An 18,505-nucleotide genomic window follows, 5' to 3' on the forward strand; every position below is an offset into this window, starting at 1 on the left:
ACGAAGCGGTCCTTCACCGCGTCAGCCACCTCCTGCGCCCGCGCTTTGTTGGGTCTTCGAATTTAGTGGGGGTGCGGCGGTGACGGCCTGACGTTCAGTCACCGAGCGTGATGGGCCTGGGGTGTGGGTGGCCTGGACGCAAGGAGCCCGCGGGTCTTCGTGATCATGGTTGTTGTCTAGGCAACCGATCATGAAGAACCCACGGGCTTGAGCATCGACGATACCGGGACCAACGAGGCTGCGACGCGACTGCTTGGGCTGGAGGGGGTGAGTGTGACGCAGGTCAAGGACGACAAGGCAGGCGGATCGACGGTATACGTCGTGACGAACGAGGAGTCCGCGAGGGCCTGCCCCTCGTGCGGGGTTTTCTCCACCCGGCTGAAGGACTACCGCACCACCGCCCCCAGACACCTGTCCTGCGGCGGGCGCCCGGTGAGTATCCGGTGGCGCAAGGCACGCTGGCACTGCACCGAACTCGACTGCGACCGCCGCTCGTTCACCGAGTCCATAGGCCAGGTACCCGCGCGGATGCGTACGACCGGGGCGCTTCGGCGGGCGGCCGGGGCCGCGGTGTGTGACGGCGGGCGATCGGTGGTGCAGGCCGGCCGGGATCTGGGCCTGTCCTGGCCGATCGTGCAGCACTGCTTCGAGGACTACGCCGCGAAGGTCCTGCCCGAGGAGCCGCCGGTGACCGAGGCGATCGGGATCGACGAGACCCGGCGGGGTAAGCCGGTGTGGGAGCAGAACCCGGACACGGAGAAGTGGGAGCTGGTCGCGGACGCCTGGCACATCGGCTTCGTCGACGCGATCGGCGGGCGCGGCCTGTTCGGCCAGGTCGAGGGCCGCAACTCCGCCTCCGTCGCCGACTGGCTGACGGCCCGGCCCGCCGCCTGGCGCGAGCAGGTCCGCTACGTCGCCATCGACCTGTGCTCCACCTTCCGCGCCGCCGTCCACCGTGCCCTGCCGCACGCGGCGGTGGTCGTGGACTGCTTCCACATCGTGCAACTCGCCCAGCGCCACCTCGCCGACCTGCGCCGACGCCTCACCTGGAAACAGCACGGCCGCCGGGCCCGCAAGGGCGACAGCATCTACAGCGTCCGCAAGCTCCTGCGCCGCAACAAGGAAGACCTCACCGACGAACAACGCGAGCTCCTCAAGACCGAGTTGGAGTACATGGGGACCTACGGCCGACAGATCTATGCGGCCTGGCAGGGCAAGGAACTCCTGCGCGACCTCCTGGGCCTGACCGTCACCCGCAGGCACGTCACCCCCGACCACTCCGCGATCTCCACCGCCCGCCACCGCTTCTTCGCCCACGTCGCCGACCACGCTCACCTGCCCGAACTCGTCACCCTCGCCGAGACCATCGAGCAGTGGTGGGACGGCATCGAGACCTACCTGACCACCGGGATCACCAACGCCGCCTCGGAGGGCAACAACCGCCTCATCAAGCTCGAAGCGCGTAACGCCTTCGGCTTCCGCAACCGAGCGAACCAACGCCTCCGCTCACGCTGCGCAACCACCCGGCGAAGCCGACGGGAGGCACACCCCCACTAAATTCGAAGACCCGCTTTGTTACGCAGTGGATCGGCTCGCGTTCCCCGCGCGCTTCCGGTGTGGCAGGAGAAGAGAACCAGGTTCGACCGACCCGAGGCAGAGGCCGGCAGTTGCAGAAGCACTTCCTGGGCCAGCTCCCTTCCATTCATGGGACGTTTTCCGCCGAATTTCCGCTGGACGATGAAGTGATTTTCGCTATCCCCTGAACCGTGCAGAGCAATGAAGTAGGTGTTCGTTGAGTCCCATGGCACCCGACCCGAGTATTCAAACCGCGATGTTTCGTTGACATCAGGGGGCGCAATCCACACGTCCCGCAGATCAGCTGTCAAACGGGTGTGGTCCTGAGCAAATCGCGCCCTCTCGCTGTGGTAGCCGTAGACCTCACCGTTGTCGCCGATGAGCGGCTCCAGCATGTAGCTGCTAAGCCTCTGCGCTGCCTGTCGGATGCTCTGCTCCGTCTGATGCCCATGCTTGTACCGGGCCCATGTGCCGACCGTGAGAGAGGTCCGCTCCGTCTGGATGGGCGCGAGGAAAGTGCGGCCGGCACGGACTCGCTGAGAGAGCGAGCCGGTGAAGCCGTAAACCGTGCGCCCGACGTGGGCAGCTATCTGATCGGCCAGGAAGTCGGTGGCAGTGTGGTGTCCCGCCAGCACCACGGTGCCCGCCGATGACAGCAGGGGATCCCCCGCCACCACGTCGACGAACTCGTCCCTGGTCAGCCAATAGTCGTGGCCGGAAGCTCGCAATGAGACCCGACCGAGGGCGACGTCGTGGTCCGCGGCCACCAGGTAGACCCTGTCTCCTCGCCATACCGCAGGGACAATGAAGTCCTGGTCGGGGTCATGCCACACTCTTCTTCTGGACACGACCTTGGTCCAATTCGGAACGAATACGCTCCCAGCGTCCAACGGGGTCTTCTGAAGAGGACTGTTGCTCCACCATCGCGCGGAGACTCCGTCGGCACGAAGCACCGGCTCCTTCGAGTAAAGATCAGCCTGAATGAGTTTCAGTTTGTATGCGCGCAACGTGTCGGCATTCGTGAGGGCATCGAATTCACGAGACCGGATCGCCTGTGAGATCAGATTGATCAGTCGGTCCCATGCAGCCTGGACCACCCCGATGTCGCCCTCTTTCATCAGCAGAGCTGTCCGCGTCAGGCTGTTCTCGACCGAGTCCAGCCTCCCCGCGTTCCGACCGGCGGCGAGGTGCCGCACCAAGCGGTCCGCATGCGCCGTGGCCATACCCCGGACATCTCGCGGCCGGGAGGGAACGAGCGGGTTCCGCGAGGACGACGGTGCCGGCCCCGTCGAAGTCTCGGTCCGGCCGCCCCCCAGAAAGGTCGGCCTTCCTCCACCCGGAGTCACCGCACGCCGCGGAGCCACCACCGGAGTCACCGCACGCCGCGGAGCCGGGGCAGCGCCGGCCCTGGGGACGTTCGCTGCCTGCCGCCCGGGCTGGGTGGTATGCCACTCGGCACGGCCGCCGCGCTCGTCCGGCCACAGTCTGATCACCGTTCCGCCGGCCTGGGTGGTGATGTCGGCCCCTCCGGTGGCATGGTGCACCGTCACATGGTGCTGATCGGCGATCCGCCATGCCAGATCCCGTACCGCGTCCGCCCTGAAGCTCTTGTATTCGCCCAAACGGTATACGGGCAGCAACAGAACGTCGCGCGTGCCCGGAGGAATGTCCAGGGCAGCCGCGTTTTCGGCGGGCAGAACACGGCGCGACGACACAATGTAGGCACCCCCGGACGCGCTGACGGGCAGCCGCTGCGTCTCCCGCTTCCACGAACGGGTGCTCCCGTCGGCCGTCCACGCCTCGTAGGTCCGGATGACACGAAGGTGGGAATGCGGCTCTGCCAGCCTCGTCCAGTCGGCGTCATCGAAGTACGCGCTGCCGAATCGGCCTTGGCGGTCCCGGACCAGTCGTTGCCGCGGTCCGGACGGCGCCCGAGCCCCGGACCGTGACGGTCCGGCCCCGCCGGAACCCCCCGCGTCGCGGTCCGCCCCGCCAGGAGGGATCTCCCGGCCACGCCCCGTGCCGTACATCGGCGCAAGCGCCGGCGACGGCCGCTCCGTCACCCGCCCATGCTCGAACGCGCGGGAGTCACCGAGAGGTCTCAGACACGGCAGCTGTAGTTCGTGAGGCGTGAGGCATCGCCGCTGGCCAGCGTGGTGGGTGGGGTGCCTGCGGCAGGGGTACGGCCACCGGCATCGTGATCTTGTGTGACGAAGAATCAAGAAGCGGTGGCCGCGCAGGCCACGGTAGTACACGCCGGGTGGGACGGGCTGTTCGAGGGGTTGATGGGCCGGTTCGCGAGCTGCTTCCCGCGCCGGGAGACCCGGCTGACCTGCCGGAACATGGTCTCTGGGCTGCTGATGGTCAAGGAATCGGCGAACTGCTGGTCGTTGGCCGAGGCGATCGGCCACAGCGGTCCGCATGTCCTGCAGCACTTCTTGTCGAGGGCCCGCTTCGACACCGAGGCAGTCCGCCGGTCGGTCGCGGCCTGGACGGTGGAGCAACTCGGCGAGAGGAGGTGATGTTGGTGGTGGACGAGACGGGCGATGAGAAGTCGTCCCTCGACGCGGTCGGCGCGGCCCGGCAGTACTCCGGGGCGCTGGGCGGGATCGGGCTGTGCCAGGTCGCGGTACACCTCTCCTACGTGAGTGCCGAGGGGCACGCGCTGGTCGACCGTCGGCTGTACCTGGGCGAGGCATGGGCGGCGGACGACGAGCGCCGTGAGCTGGTCGGGGTGCCCGACGAGAGGGTGTTCGCCACCAAGCCGCAACTGGCCGGCGACATGCTGGAGGACGCCCACGCCTCGGGGGTGCACACCGCGTGGGTGGCCGCCGACGAGGTCTACGGTGGACGGGAGTTGCGTGCGCGGATCCGTGCGCTGGGCTACGGCTACGCGATCGCGGTACCCACCAGCCACCGGGTCACCACCCCGGGCGCCGGGAAGAAGAAGGTCACCGCGCTGCTGGAGCGGGTGCCGAAGCGGGCCTGGATGCGGCTGAGGACCGGCCATGGCACCAAGGCCGAGCGGCTCTACGACTGGGCGATGATCGACGTGAACCCCGACGATGCGCCGCCCGGACAGGCCGCCGGGCACAGCCAGGTCCTGGTCCGACGCCACCGCCGCACCGGCACCCTTTCCTTCTACCGGACCTGGCACCCCGACCCGCAGCCGATATCGGTGCTGGTCAGCGCGGTCTGCCGCAGGTGGCGGGTCGAGGAGGACTTCCAGGGAGCCAAGGGCCTGGCCCACCTCGACACCGGCCAGGTCACCTGCTGGACGTCCTGGCACCGCTGGAGCCTCATGTCAATGATCGCCTACGCACTTCTGGCCGTCGGCGCACTCCACGAGCGGCAACGCGCCCACCCCGCCAACTCCGACGACGAGTTGGCCATGGTGCCCGTCAGCCCGCGCGAACTCCTCGCGCTATTGCGGGTCTTCGCCCTGCCAAGGCCCCGCCAGGACACCGATCCGGCACACGCCCTGCACTGGTCGAACTGGCGTCGCCGACACCAGCATCGCGCGACGGCCTGCCACCGCCGCTGGAACAACGTCACAGCAGTGGCCATCGCATGACAGGAACCTCACGAGTCACGAACTACAGCTGCCGTGTCAGACCCTCCGGCAGAGCCTGCCGCACGCCCGCAGCCGAGCCCGGATCCGCCGGCGCCCCGGGCCTGACGGAGAAGACCGCCGGCTGCTCGCTCGCCCGCGCCGCCAGGGCCAGGGGCCCGACCGCATCGCGGTCCGTCCCAGCCGAGCCGGGCGAAGAGGCGGGTCCGGGCCCGCCGCGGCTCCCTGATGCTGATGCTCCTCGTCCCGGCATCAGGGTGCCGGTATCCCGGCCACCGGAAGACCCGGCCGCCGGGTGACCCGAACGGGAGATACGCGCCTGGAGCCAGTCCACGACACCACGCAGCGACGGACCGTCACCGCTCCCGCCGCTGCTGCCACCCCTCAGGCGCAGCGGTGGTACGTCCTCGCCCGCGGTGGGAGAAGGCTGGCCGGGGCGGGTGGCGGCGGAAGCCGGGGCACCCGGAGCGGACGGCGGGGTGGGACCACCGCTGTGGCTGTTGGGGCGAGGACGGAAGGAGAAGGAGGAACGGCCGCCGGTTACGGACGCGCCCGCGGCGCGGACCTCGCCGCCGGCCGACCGCCCAGGTTCCCGCCCGGTGCTGAGCCGCCTTTCCCGTGGCAGTGCTGTGGGGGCCGGGGGGAAGAACGGGGCCGACACCGGAGCGCGGCTGCCGTCGAAAGACGTGCGGCGCGTATCGGAAACCGTTCCCGTCACAGGCCGTGGCACCACTGACGGAATCCGTTCTGCCGCCTGACCGTGCGTCTGCACCCCGCCCGCGTCCCGCCCGCCCGACGGTCCGGCGGATGTCCTCACACCCCGGTCCCGGACTGCCGGACTGGCAGACCGCCGCCCTTCGGGGACAGGGTGTCCGCTGCCCTCCGCGCGCGAAGCCGGTCCGGGACCGGCAGCACCGAAAGCCTGGTAGCCCGGGGGGAAGGCGGAACTGTGCTCCGGTGCCGGTGCCGGTGCCGGTGCGATGTGCCGGTCACCGGAACGACCCGCCGCCGGAGGCGCTCCCTGCAACTCACCGGAATGCCTTGGAGTATCCAGGCCGCGGGATACGGGCGGCCCCGCAGCCACCCGGGCGGGCAGCGCCGTAGCGCGGTTCGGGTTCGGCAGAGATTCCGGACCGGGCCGCGTCGGAGCCGCGCCTCGGCTCGGCACCGAGACAGAGGACACGGAGGGCCGCGCCTCCGCCGCATGACGCGGCGTGACCTCCGACTGGGGCGACAGCAGCCAACCGTACAGGTGCCACACGCCGTCAACCTGTTTGGCGTGGAGGATCTGCCATCTTCTGCCACGCTCGATGAGCAGGCTCCTGTCGAGGTCCTCGCCGGGTTCAGTACCGCCCGCATACACGGCGCTGGTTCCCTCCGGCACGAACAGGTGCAGGGCGTATTCTGTGTCGGCGTCAGGCTCGTATTCTCTTCCGAGGAACACATTCATAAACCCCGACTCGTCGAATACGCGGCCTATGAGCTGCTCGGGTTGCGAGACCTGGAATCGTTCTTTCGGAACTGCTTTCCATGCCACCACAGGCTCAGGTGTCCATTGGCCGAGGATTGCCGAGTCGAGGTCGGCGACGCGTTGCCGCACGTACTTCTCCGCCTTGTCCAGGTATGCGGCACCATGCATGCGCTCAACGGTGAGCTTATCGGCATCCCCGCTCACCGTCACGTCATAAAATGCATCCGGTCTGATGATGCGGCCGCCCAACTGGTTCATCGCCGTTTTGAAAGAAGCCCGGTCTGGCCGCGCCCTGCCGTGCGGCCGTACCTCCGACGCTTCGAACACGTCACGGAGGAGACCGTCCACGGGACCGGAAATCGCATCGAACGGCAGCTTGAAAGCAGTGCCGGCATCCCCATTATCCAGATATGCCAACACGGCTTCTCTGGCTCGGGAACCCAGCTGCGATGCACTCAAAAACTTACTTCCCCATAGAGCAGCCTCTTCGTCGGAGTCAAACATGCGCACCCGATCACTCAGGCGATCCCAGTTGACTCCCTCATCGATTTCTGAAGGGTCCGGGGAAATAAACCCATTGTCGGTCTCGCGGGCGAGGGCAAGGGTGTCCAGGGGCTCCTCCGTCGTCTCGGGCCGAAACCTCAGCCAGCGCGCGAACGACGAGCTATCGCTCCTTCGAAGGGTGCTCATCACATGGTTGCGGAGCTGCTCCTGCCCTGTCGCGGTCCGAATCCATTCCGGCTTCATGAAGCCGGTGATGGACTCAGGGGCGTAGACGGTCAGGCCTAGCTCATTGGCCACACCATGGGCCGGGGACCGTAGTTTCCGGACGTCGGTGGCCCCGGTACTGCAGCTGTGAAGCGCGATCGAGACTTTTCCTGCTTCCCGCAGGGACGACAGACTGGGACGCTGCCTGAGATAGCGTCCGACTTGGACTCCGTCGGCCAGAACCTCCCCGCCGTCTTTGTGTGCGAGTCGGATGAAGCGTGAATGGCCGTGCGCGGTGAAGAAGTACACCCGGGTTCTGCCGCCGCCCTGCCACGGGAACGGTCGAGACGAATCCATCTGCAGATTAACTTGACTGGTCCGGGCGTCGAGTAGCGTGTTCTGGTAGTACGCCTTCAAGATGTCCATGTACTCGTAGGTCGCCCACTCCGCCAAGTCCTCAGGAACGTGCGAAGCTCGCCCGATCAGGTTGTTGCTGGTCTTGGAGACGATGGGCTGGGTCAGCAGGTGAGAGTAGGGGACGTCGATCCTCCGCCCGGCGGTGTCGAGGCCGACGAGCGTGTGCGGAGTGTCGTCTGCGGGAGGTGGTCCCGGGTAGGGGGAGCGGACGAAGTGCCCGGTGGCCTGCCGGGTGCGGTCACCGCGGTGCGGGGCCAGGCGTGTCCGGCCGGTGGAGCTGGTCTCCAGGCGGATCTCACCTGTGCTGGCGTACACGTGGCGGCCTGTCACCTGGGCGACGGTGCGGGGAAGGTTGAGGGGGCCCGCGCCCATGTATGAGCCCGCCAGCAGGATCGAGCGGCGAGGGCCAGGACCACGGCCTCCGTCAACACCACCGCTGCCGCCGGCGGAGAGCGCGGGTCCTGCTCCCGTCCTGTGCGTCAGAACCTTGTCCAAGGTCAGCAGTTGGGCGAACTGACGGTACGTAAGGTGCAGTGTTCGGGCAGGGGTATGCAGCACCACACGGTCGTTGTCGACCCTGGCCCGAACCACCCACGGAATACCGTCGGCGTTCCACGGAGCGGGAGCCGGCCGGTCGAAAGCGGGGTTGAACTCGCGTCCGTAGGCCGGAACGATCACCGTGGACAGATCGAGGCCGGTGACCGGCGTGGACGTCCAGTCACGCCCCAGGTGCCGCGGACCGTCCCCGACCGGCTCGCCGGGGATCAGAGTGGCCGGTGTCAGCACCCCGGCCCTCAGCAGGTGATACACGCCCAGCATGTCGAGGGACGTCAACGCCGATCGGCCCAGAAGGCCCTCCGGGCTCGCGGCATCCCGCCCCGCCTTGCGCAGCGCCTGGGAGATCAACCCGAGCACCATGGCGTGCTCCCGCTCGCCCACAGACGCCCGGGGGTCGAGGTGGAGCACCTCACGCGCCACCCGCTCAAGGGGTACCGGCACACCCGCGTCGGCAGCCGTACGGCGCAGGCCGTCCAGGATGCGCCGCGCCTCCACCCGCTGCTCGGACGTGCTGACGGGGGCGAGGACGTCGCCAGGCACCTCCGACGAAGATGCCGCGAGCCGACCACCGGTGCCCGGCGGCCCGGTCCGCAGCTCGGCTGCGGCAGCGGACGGACGGGACCTTCCTGCCGAGGGAGCCCGCATCCCCAGCGCCGTTGCGCGGCCCTGCGCCGAAGCAGGACGCGTCGAGGAAACCGCACCCGGCCCGCCCGCCGGCGCAGGACTCGGCGCCCGCATCCCCGACCGCCTGCCGTCGCGTGAAGTGCCGCGCACAGCGGAACCGGGCAGGCCCGAAGGCGGGGGTACCGCCCCCCTCCGGCTGTCGTCCGAAGAAACCAGTCCGCGCGTCGTCGGGGCAGGCGAGGGGGGCGTGCGAAGGTACCGAGTGGGTGTCCCGCCCGCGCCAGGCCGCTCTCCCGACGCTGCCACCGGCGCCGCACCGCCCTGGCCCGGGGCCGGACTGGCCGACCGCCGCCCCCCGGAGACGGGGTGGCCACTTCCCCCCGCCAAAGAGCCCACGCCCCCGCCAGCCACACCACGACCGGCATCACCAACACCCCGATAGCCCTCAGGAAAGGCGGAACTCCGCCCCGGCACCGGTGCGCCGGCATCCCGCCCACCGGAAGAACCTGCCGCCGGACGGCCCGGACCGGAGATACGCAGCCAGTCCATGACACCGCGCAGGGACAGACCGTCACCGCTCCCGCCGCTGCTGCCACCCCTCAGACGCAGCGGTGGTGCGTCCTCGCCCGCGGTGGGAGAAGGCAGGACAGGACGGGTGGTGGAAGCCGGGGCACCCGGAGCGGACGGCGGCAGGGAACCACCCCTGTGGCTGTTCCCGCCGGTGCCGAAGGAGAAGAAGGGACGGCCGCCACCGGTTGCGGACGCGCCCGCGGCCCGGTCCTCGCCGCCGGCCGACCGCCAAGGCTCCCGCCCGGTGCTCAGCCGCCTCTCCCGCGGCGCCACCGACGCGACCCGTTCAGCCGCCCCGGACGACCCGGACGACCCTGTCGCCGGGAACCGGGAAGCCCCGGGTACGGGCCCGCTTCCACCGCTGTCGGCACCGCGAACCGGCCACCCCGCAGCCGGGGCAGGCGAAGGCCGACGAACACTGTACGGGGTTACCCCGTCCGCGCCCCGTCCGCCAGACGGTCCGGCGGATGTCCCCACGCCCCGGTCCACGACTGCCGGACTGGCCGACCGCCGCCCCCCGGGAACACGGTATCCACTGCCCTCCACCCGGGAACCCGGTCCAGAAACGGCCCCCTCTCGCCCGACCGCACCGAGAAGCTGGTAGCCCCCCAGGTCGATGGGTGTCTGCGACCGAGCGGCCGTGCCCGGTGAGACGCCGACGGGCGCGACACCCCGCCCGGGAACGGCGACCGACAGGCGGGACGGTCCGGGCGTAGGCACCCGCACACCCGGCGCTGCTGTGCCGCCCACCACCGGTGCGGCATAGAAGAGACGAGAAACAGAACCGCGAGATCGGTCCGGACCACCGGTACCGCCGGCGCCCTGCTGTGCGGAGGCCGTCGCGGCATTCCGGTCCCGCCCCGGCGGACTGGCAGGCCACCCGCCGGACCACGCCTCCCGGACCGGGCTGGCGGACCGCCTGCCGACGGTACCGGCGACCCCTGCGGTGGCGCGCCGACTGCCCGGAATGGGCAGACCACGATCGGAGGAGGCACTGTGTTGTCCCGGCCGAGGCGGGGGTTGCGCCCCGCCGTGCCTGAGAAACGGCAGGAGGCGCGTGGCTTCCTCCACCTGTTCGGGCAACACTCCCGTCACTGACGAGACGAGGTCCTCGATTTTCTGGTAGATCGTGTCTTCGAGAGGAAGGCCGGTCAGCGCGAAGGTGGCGAGCGCTCGGGTGATGTCCTCGCGCTCCAGTACCGGCAGCGGCTGGGGGAACCACTCCCCGCGCATAAGCGAGTGATTGGCCAACTGCTGGACAGCTGAGAAGGCGGCCTTCAAGGGGTGGCCAAGGATTCCATTGATCACCGCGGCGCTGGAGGTGCCATCGGGCATGGCCTGCGGGCGTGCCGCACGTTCATCCGCACGACGCGCCACGTCCGAGACCTCACGGAAGACCTGCGGGAGGTCCTCAGAGCGCATCATCTGCCCCGAGGCGGTCACCAGGTGCCGCAGCTCCAGCAACACCAACGGCCGCACGAGACCACCGCCGTCGGAATCCAGACCGCCGTCCGCAGCCAGGCCACTGTCGGACATACCGACCGTCTGCCACGGTCCGAACTCGGTCCCTCGCGGGTTGCGGCCACGCAGCGTAGTCGTCAGGAAATCACCGACAATGAACGAATCCGATTCCCCCTCCCCCCGCTTTATCATCGTATTCAGGATGCCATTGGCATCTTTCGAGTTTGCGAAATTTTCTCCCCTGAACTTATTAAGTGCCAATTTAATAACGGAGACGAAGTGTTCGCTAATCCAGTCGTGGTTCCGATCGAGATAGTCACGAGCTTGCGGGCTGAGCTGTGCATGGATATCCGAGAAAGATGCCCGCGACGCCGCCGGCAGCATGTTCTTCGTGATTGTCCGTGACGCGAGCCGGCGAAGCCATGGTTCAGCGGCGACATGATTGAAGAGCAGCCAGGCGTACCCCCAGATCTCCGTAACGCCCTCGGCCTCCGTCAAGAGTCCGACATCCGTAGCGTCGACTCGCCAGCCGGCCAGTTCGCTCGCATACTTGGCCGCCACGTCCATGCCGAACAGACGCGCCGCAGTGAAGAGGGGCCCGATACTGCCGAAAGCAGGGGGTAGCCTAAATGCGGCGTACTCCAGGATATCCCGCAGTCTGCCGACAGGAATACCGACGGTCATCTGGGTATACGCCGGATGCCCGGCACCGTCCGGAGATGAAAAGACCCGGGCCTTTTGACCGATCTCTTTAATATACCATCCTTGCCTATCGCCCCCCCTCCCAGGCAGGATCTCGGAGAGTCGCATGGACCGGTCGGGGGAATTGTCGACTCCCCCGAGCCGATGCCGGATATCCTCCAGCATGTCGAGACCACTGGAAACTGGCAGCCATCCTGAGTCTGTCGGCAGGACCGCGAGCGGGGGAGTGACTATCTCGAGAATTGGCAAGCCAGCCGCCGTGAGCCCTGGCAGCCGGCGCTTCGAGTACAGTTTATTGCCTGACCCCCGCCAGAAGTCATACTTGTCCACCACGATCTTGAACCCCGTGGGGTAATGCTCGGCCAAAACGGTGCCAGCAAGGGGGGAAGCGATGAGTGTGCCGTCAGGCTCGCGAAACTCGAGTGGGTACCGGAGTTCTACCTCGGCCCCGATCTTCCCGTAGTGGTGGTCTGCTGGTGGGTCCAGGAGTGCGCGGGCGGTGGAGTGGGATTCGGCGGGGTGCTGGGGGTTTTGGGTTCGTGCCGTGGGGGTGTGTTGGCCGGCCGGGGTGAAGACCGCGGCCCGGGCGTACAGGGGTGACCATGACGGCTGGGTCCGGGAGACGCGTTGCCCGGGTGCCGCGCGCAGGTCCACGAACCATACGGTCAGCCCGTCGCTGGCTGCCGCGAAGGCGTGCCCGATCCCGGTGCGCCGCTGCCCGTAGACCATCGCGTACGCCTTGCCCGGAGTGCTCTCGCCGGCCGGGTGGGCGGCGGCGGCCTGGCGGACCGAGTCGGCCAGGGCCTGCCAGCTGTCCACCGGCCGCAGACGGTCGCTCAGGTGCCGTGCGGCATCCGCACCGTCCAGAGCAAGGTCGTCCCGTTCCGGCCGCAGCCGCACACCGGGCGCCACCGCCCGCACGAAACCCTCCAGCAGCGTGACACACAGCCCTGCATCCTCATCCCGGCCCGCCGCGCGGCCACCACCGGCATTCCCCGAGGCCACCCAGCCGATGACATCGTCAGCCACCCGGTTCAGCGCCTGAGGGGTCAGGGCGGTGCCGGCGTCGAGGACCGGATGGCCGCTCCGGAAGTTTTCCACGGCCGCGGCATGCTGGGGGGTTACGACCGGACGCCGGGCCCCGGTGTCCGTGCCCGGATCCGGTTCCCTGACCTGGGCACGGGTGTCCGGGCCCTCATCCGGTTCCCTGACCGCTGCCGCATCGCGCGGTCGGACAGGGCCTTGTTCCCACGCGGTTCGGTCGGTGTCCCGGTGCGGGACGGCGGCCAGCGGGGCAGCGTTGTGGGGAGGCTCGGGTGCGTCGGGGCCGCGGCGGAAACGGTTCGCGTTGGTCTCTTCGTGGAGGAGCCATTTCCCGGTGTTCAGGCCGTTTGGTCCGAGGTGGCCGGCGAAGAGCCGGTTGTAGGTCTCGAACCAGTCCTTGCGGGTGGCGGCCGCGATCCGGTCGTAGTTGTCGTCGTCGATGTGGCGGCCGTCCGCCGCCTCCCGCGTGCCCTGCGCCCACCGGCCGATGCCGTGGGTGGCGTCGAACTCGAAGGCCAGGTGGTGTCCGAGGCCTTCGGTCAGACGCTTCCGGCCGGCCCGCCAGCCGGCCACGGCCACCGCGTCGATACGGCCGGACGCCTGGCCGGCGGCGAAGTGCCGGTCGAACAGTTCGCCGACACGGTCGGCGTGCGTGTCGACGAACCGGTCCACCGCGTCACCCACCGCCCGCGGGTCACCGGCCGCCGCAGCGACGGCCGCCGCGGCGACGGCCTCCGCCCGGGCCTTGTCCGTCTGCGAACGGCGGACCGCGTTCAGCGCGACGCGCCGCCCGACGTCCTCGGGCCGCAGATGACGGGCGATGATCCGGTCCGCCGCGCCGGACTCACGCCCGGCCGGGCCGTCCGCCGCCCACCGGTCCAGAGCCTGGTGCAGTGTCTCCCCCAGGCTCCGGGCGGCATCCCGCCGCACCTCCACACCGGCCGCGTGGTCCCCCAGCGGGAACAGGTCACGGAACTCCCGGCCCAGACCGTTCAGCGCCCTCCGCCAGTCTCCGGACTCCGCCGCTTCCCTGACCGCGTCGACCACCTGGTGAGCGGCGTCCTCCTTACGGCTCTGCAGCTCCAGCCGGCCCGGCAGTTCCCGCTCCCGGGCCGCCCGCACCTCCTGCCAGCGCCGCTCCGCGCCGGCTCGGCCCCGCCCGCCGTCCGAGCCCACAACACCAAGGCCACCAAGGCCACCAGGGCCACCGGGGTCACCGGGGTCACCGGGGTCACCGGGGTCACCGAAGATCTTCTGCCGGTCGGTGTCGGCCTCGTCCAGCCACTCCCGGCGCAGCCGCTCCCGGCCTCCGGCGGACAGCTCCCAGCCCGGCCCGCCCGACGGTGACGCCGGGTCCGGCAGCCGAGCCCAGCCCCGCGGCCCGTACGTGAGGCGGTCCGCGACCGCCTCGAAGTGATCCGCCGCCGCCTGCCGGGCCCGCTCATCCGCAGCGGCCCGCTCGAAGACCTCCCGCACCCGCGGCAGCCGGGAACCCAGCCCGCGCACCGCCCGCTCCACCGCCCGGCGCACCCCCGGCACGGCCGCGGGACTCTCCCCCGCCGCACGCCCGCCGCCTCCGAGCAGGCGGTCCACCGCCCGGGTGATCTCCCCGGCCAGCAGCCGCGGCCCGGCACTCATCGCCGCGGAGGTGAGCAACGGCTCCACCTCACGGCGCACCATCCGCTCGAACGCACGCTCAGCCGCCTCGAAGACCCGGTCGGCCGGCGGTTTCTCCCCACCGGACCGCGCACCCCCGCCGCCGCCCTCCAGCCTCTCCCGGCCCACACCGGCACCGGCACCGGGAGTGGAACCGACACCGACACCGACACCGGCACCGAAGAAAGCGGGACCGGGAGTGGGACCCGGCCCGGGGCCGCCGTCCAGCCAGGCCCGCTCGTCGGGGCCGGCGGAGTCCCGCCACCGCGCGAACTCCTCACGCAGGACCCGGCCGGCCTCGGTGACGGCGTGGGCACTCACCCACAGCTCATCGAGGTAACGGTGCAGACCCCCCTCGGTGTCGAGCCGGTCCAGGCCGCTGCCGTCGTCCAGGTCCCGCCCCACCTGCCGCGTCGCCGTCTCGTAAACCCGGCCGAGGGTCTCGTGGGACATGCCCGCCGCCGACAGGGACGGCGCCGGGCCCCCGCCGATCCGGTGCTCCAGCCCACCACTACCGGCCGCCGGCCCCGACAACGGCTCCCACCCGGTGGCGAAACGCTCATTGGCCCACTGCCCGAAGCGCTCCTCGAAACGCCGCAGACGCCCCGCGCCCCGCTCCGCCTCGACCATCTCGGCCCCGCGCTCGCCCGCCATGCGCGCCTGCGCGGACTGCCACGGCCCGGCGTTCCCCGCAGCGTCCGGCGCCCCCTCGTGGACCGGTGAGAAGAACGCCTCCGCCCCCCGCGGCACCGCGAAAAGGGGTTCCAGATCCTGGTGCAGCTTCCGCAGGAACTCCACGGCCTCAGCCCGCGCCCGGTCCCCGGCCGCGGCCGCTTCACCGCCGCCTGCAGCGTGCTCACCGGCGCCTGCAGCGTGCTCGCCGGCCGCGGCAGCGTGCTCGCCGGTGGCGGCATCCAGCACCCGCCGGCCGATCCACTCCTGCCGCTGGTCCGCCGTCAGCCGCACCAACGGCACACCATCAGGCGTTCCCCCCTCCCGTGCCCGGACCAGACGATCCACCAGCTCATCCACGGACGGACCGCGGACACCGTCGGGAACGGTAGCGGACTCAGTCGCACCCCGCGACCGACGATCCTCCGGGACGGCACCACCACCGGACCCTTCCCCAGACCGCCCCGCACCGTCTACGGGCCCGTCAGCGGGCCGTCCGGCACCACCACCGGAGCCGTCACCGGCCGGGGTCCGCCTGACGGACTCCCCGGGACTGCCGGCGGCCGGGCCAGGACCCGCGTCCGCCGCCCGCTCCGGCCCCACGACGGCCTGCCCGCCCACACCGGCACCCTCACCCGGACTGCTGTGAACCGTGCCACCGGACGAGAACACCCCGCCGGTCGCGCTCACCTCGGAGGCCCGGTCCGGCCCGCCCGCAGCGGCCACCCCGCCGGCCCGGTCCGACCCGCCGGCCAGCACAGCCGCGGCAGCACCTTCCCGCCCGGGAACACCACCCGTCACCGACGGCCCGTCCGAGCCACGCCCGGCAGCGAGGACACCAGAAGCACCGGAGGCACCGGAGGCACCGGAGGCACCGGAGGCACTAGAGGCACCGGAGGAAACAGGGGCACCGGCAGCCGACGGCTGTGGCCGGCCCGCCGCGGTCCCGCCGGCCCCGGCCGCCACGGTGGACACCCCGCCGGCACTCTTCGGATCAGCGCCGGAAACGCCCGCGACGCCGGCCCCCGCGGCACGGACCCCGCCGGACACCACCGCCCCGCCCGCGCTCCCGGACGCCGCCGCCCCGCCCGCACCCGCACCCTCGGTCCCAGCAACCGCACCAGAGGACCCCACACCCGCCGCGGTCCGCACCGCAGCCGGAACAACACCAGCAGCACCGGCGCCCGAGACACCGGCAGAGGTACCGGCAGGGGTACCGGCACCGGCAGAGACACCGGCAGAGGTACCGGCACCAGGCGCGGTACCGGGATCGACAGTGGGGGCAAGAGCGGGAGCGGCCGCCTCCGTCCCGGGATGATCGCTGCGCAGCACCGTGTGGAAACCGGGCAGTCCACCGGGCACGGCCGCGCCACCCGCCGCGACCGGCCCGGTCGCGGACGTCCCGGCTCGCGGCAGTCCCGATTCAGCCCGAACCTGCCCGGACGCCGTGACATCCCCGGCCCCAGCCCCAGCCCCGGCCCCAGCCCCGGCTCCCGCAGCGGCGACCGGACTCGTCCCGCCCGCCGCCACCGGCCCCGCCTGCGACTGCGCCTGCGGAGGCCCGGCCAGGCCGGAGGAGACATCGGCATTCACGGATACACCGGACGACGCGAACCGCGACGTGCCAGCCGACCCCGCCGCTCCCGTTCCCGCCGACCCCGCGCCGGCCGACCCCGCCGTTCCCGTTCCAGCGGCCGGGCCCGTTCCAGCCGACCCCGCTCCCGCCGACCCCGCTCCAGCCAGGCCCGTTCCCGCCGACCCCGCTCCAGCCAGGCCCGTTCCCGCCGACCCCGTTCCCGCCGACCCCGCCGTTCCCGTTCCAGCGGCCGACCCCGTTCCCGCCGACCCCGTCGTTCCCGTATCCGGGACCGTCAACCCGGCTCCCGGCGCCTCCGGTTCCTCCTTCGTGTCGCCGGTCTTGAGGTCCTGGTCCGTAAACCCGCCACCGCCCTCACCATGGGGGATGTCGATGTGGGGAACGTGGATGTGGGGCCGTTCCGCCATGACACCGACGGCACCGGAGATGAACCCGAACGGCAGACTGCTGCCATACCCCGACACGACATTGCCCAGGACCGTGGCACCCAGCCCCGCCGCCCCGCCCACCGCGGCCCTGGCCGGCAACGACCTCAGCCCCGCGGCACTCTTCCACTCCGTGAAGTTCTCCGCCTTCCACGCCGGCCGCGTCACCGCCGGCGGCGTCACCCAGCTCGTCATCTCCGCCCGGACCTCGGCCACACGGATGACCCGCTCCTCGCCCTTGAGGCCCTCCGCGTCAGCCCTGCGCGCCCCGAACTTCTCCCCCAGCCTGCCCACCGCGGACTGCACCCCATGGATCAGACCCGCGCCCAGCATGCCACCGGCCACACCCGTCAACGCGCCGAACGCCGTGCTCTGCGTGTTCCACGACCGCCGCGTCCCCGCCGCCATCTGACCGGCCTGGATCCCCACGTCCAGACCCACGTTGAAAGCCGTACCCGCCAGCGCGCCGTTGACCATCCTGCCGCCCAGCTCACCCGCCGAACGCGCCACACCCTTGCCCACACCCAGCCGCTCCAGCAACTGCGCGATCCGGCTCGCGGAAGCCGCACCCGCCGCCTGCAACGCACGCGAGAACGACGCACGCGCGGCCACCGAACGCAAAATCCGGCCCAGCAGCGTCCTGGCCACCACCGCCGCCGCGGCCTCCACCGCCTCGATCAACGCCGAAACACCCGGCACCCACGACCACGGCAGCAACGCCGCCAGCTCAGCCGCCAGCCAGATCATCACCGCGATGATCATCAACTTGCCGTACTGGATCTCCGCCGCGGTCGACTTCGCCGAATCCCCCAACGCGGTCGCCGTCTCCACCAGATCCGGTATCACGGACGACAACCGGTCCAGCAGATCCGTCATCGCCTCACCAGCCGGACCGGTCGCACTGGCAGCCGCACCGGGAATCACACGCCGCAACGCCTCAAGAATCTCACCCAGCAGCCGGGCCGCCTCCTGATCCAGCTGCCCCAGCTCCCACAGGAGCCCCTCCTTGACCTTCGGCCACCGGTCACCGATCACGACCGGCGCCAGCCAGGCCAACGCCCCCGGCAACTCGATGGTGTCCACGCTCAGCTGTCCCTGAGATCGGCGGCGATCTTCCCGGTCGTCTCATCCACCCGCTGGAACACACCCGCCGTGCCATGCGCCGCGTCCGCCGAACCCGCCCCCAGCGGACCCAGACCCTGTACTGCCTCCACCAGCCCCTGCTGAGCCGGCAGAAAACTCTCCCTCAACTGCCGGCCCTCCTCACCATCACCGAAAACATCCCCGTCGCCCAACTCCCGCGTCCGCGCCCCGAGCCGGTCCGCCAACTCCCCCACCGCTCACCCAACTCACCCAGAGCCGCCCCCACCCGGGCCACCCCCTCAGCGTCATTCCTGACCATCCCACCCACCACCAACCACCCTTTCCGTCAACGCCCCGGCCACCCCACGAGC

General features: G+C 70.6%; 6 protein-coding genes and 1 pseudogene. 4 read left to right on the forward strand and 3 right to left on the reverse strand.

What is annotated here, in order from left to right:
- Positions 1–207: 207 nt before the first annotated feature.
- Positions 208–1,557 (forward strand): ISL3 family transposase, encoded by a 1,350-nt coding sequence (locus tag OG819_RS50525; protein WP_266647383.1) that lies wholly within the window; start codon positions 208–210, stop codon positions 1,555–1,557.
- Here the strand turns inward: OG819_RS50525 and OG819_RS50530 are convergent.
- Positions 1,554–3,290, reverse strand: coding sequence for a hypothetical protein (locus tag OG819_RS50530; protein WP_266656578.1), 1,737 nt, complete (start codon positions 3,288–3,290; stop codon positions 1,554–1,556). The two genes, OG819_RS50525 and OG819_RS50530, sit on opposite strands and share 4 nt — an antisense overlap.
- 627 nt (positions 3,291–3,917) lie before the next feature.
- Here OG819_RS50530 and OG819_RS50535 point away from each other — a divergent pair.
- Positions 3,918–5,149 (forward strand): annotated as a pseudogene (locus OG819_RS50535) (IS701 family transposase).
- Between the two features lie 22 nt (positions 5,150–5,171).
- Here OG819_RS50535 and OG819_RS50540 read toward each other — a convergent pair.
- Positions 5,172–15,389: a hypothetical protein gene (locus OG819_RS50540; protein WP_266656580.1), complete on the reverse strand. Its 10,218-nt coding sequence runs from the start codon at positions 15,387–15,389 to the stop codon at positions 5,172–5,174.
- Positions 15,390–17,031: 1,642 nt separating this feature from the next.
- Here OG819_RS50540 and OG819_RS50545 point away from each other — a divergent pair.
- Together OG819_RS50545 and OG819_RS50550 are read left to right on the forward strand one after the other, a co-directional pair.
- Positions 17,032–17,463 (forward strand): hypothetical protein, encoded by a 432-nt coding sequence (locus OG819_RS50545; RefSeq protein ID WP_266656582.1) that lies wholly within the window; start codon positions 17,032–17,034, stop codon positions 17,461–17,463.
- 30 nt (positions 17,464–17,493) lie between these two features.
- Positions 17,494–18,024 carry a hypothetical protein gene (locus OG819_RS50550; protein ID WP_266656584.1) on the forward strand — a complete coding sequence of 177 codons (531 nt, stop codon included), beginning with the start codon at positions 17,494–17,496 and terminating at the stop codon, positions 18,022–18,024.
- Positions 18,025–18,136: 112 nt separating this feature from the next.
- On the opposite strand, the gene OG819_RS50555 is transcribed toward OG819_RS50550, so the two are convergent.
- Entirely contained in the window at positions 18,137–18,388 is a 252-nt protein-coding gene (locus OG819_RS50555; RefSeq protein ID WP_266656586.1) for a hypothetical protein, read from the reverse strand.
- Positions 18,389–18,505 lie beyond the last annotated feature (117 nt).

It is taken from the genome of Streptomyces sp. NBC_01549, from assembly GCF_026339955.1.
In the GTDB taxonomy this organism is placed as follows: Bacteria; Actinomycetota; Actinomycetes; order Streptomycetales; family Streptomycetaceae; genus Streptomyces.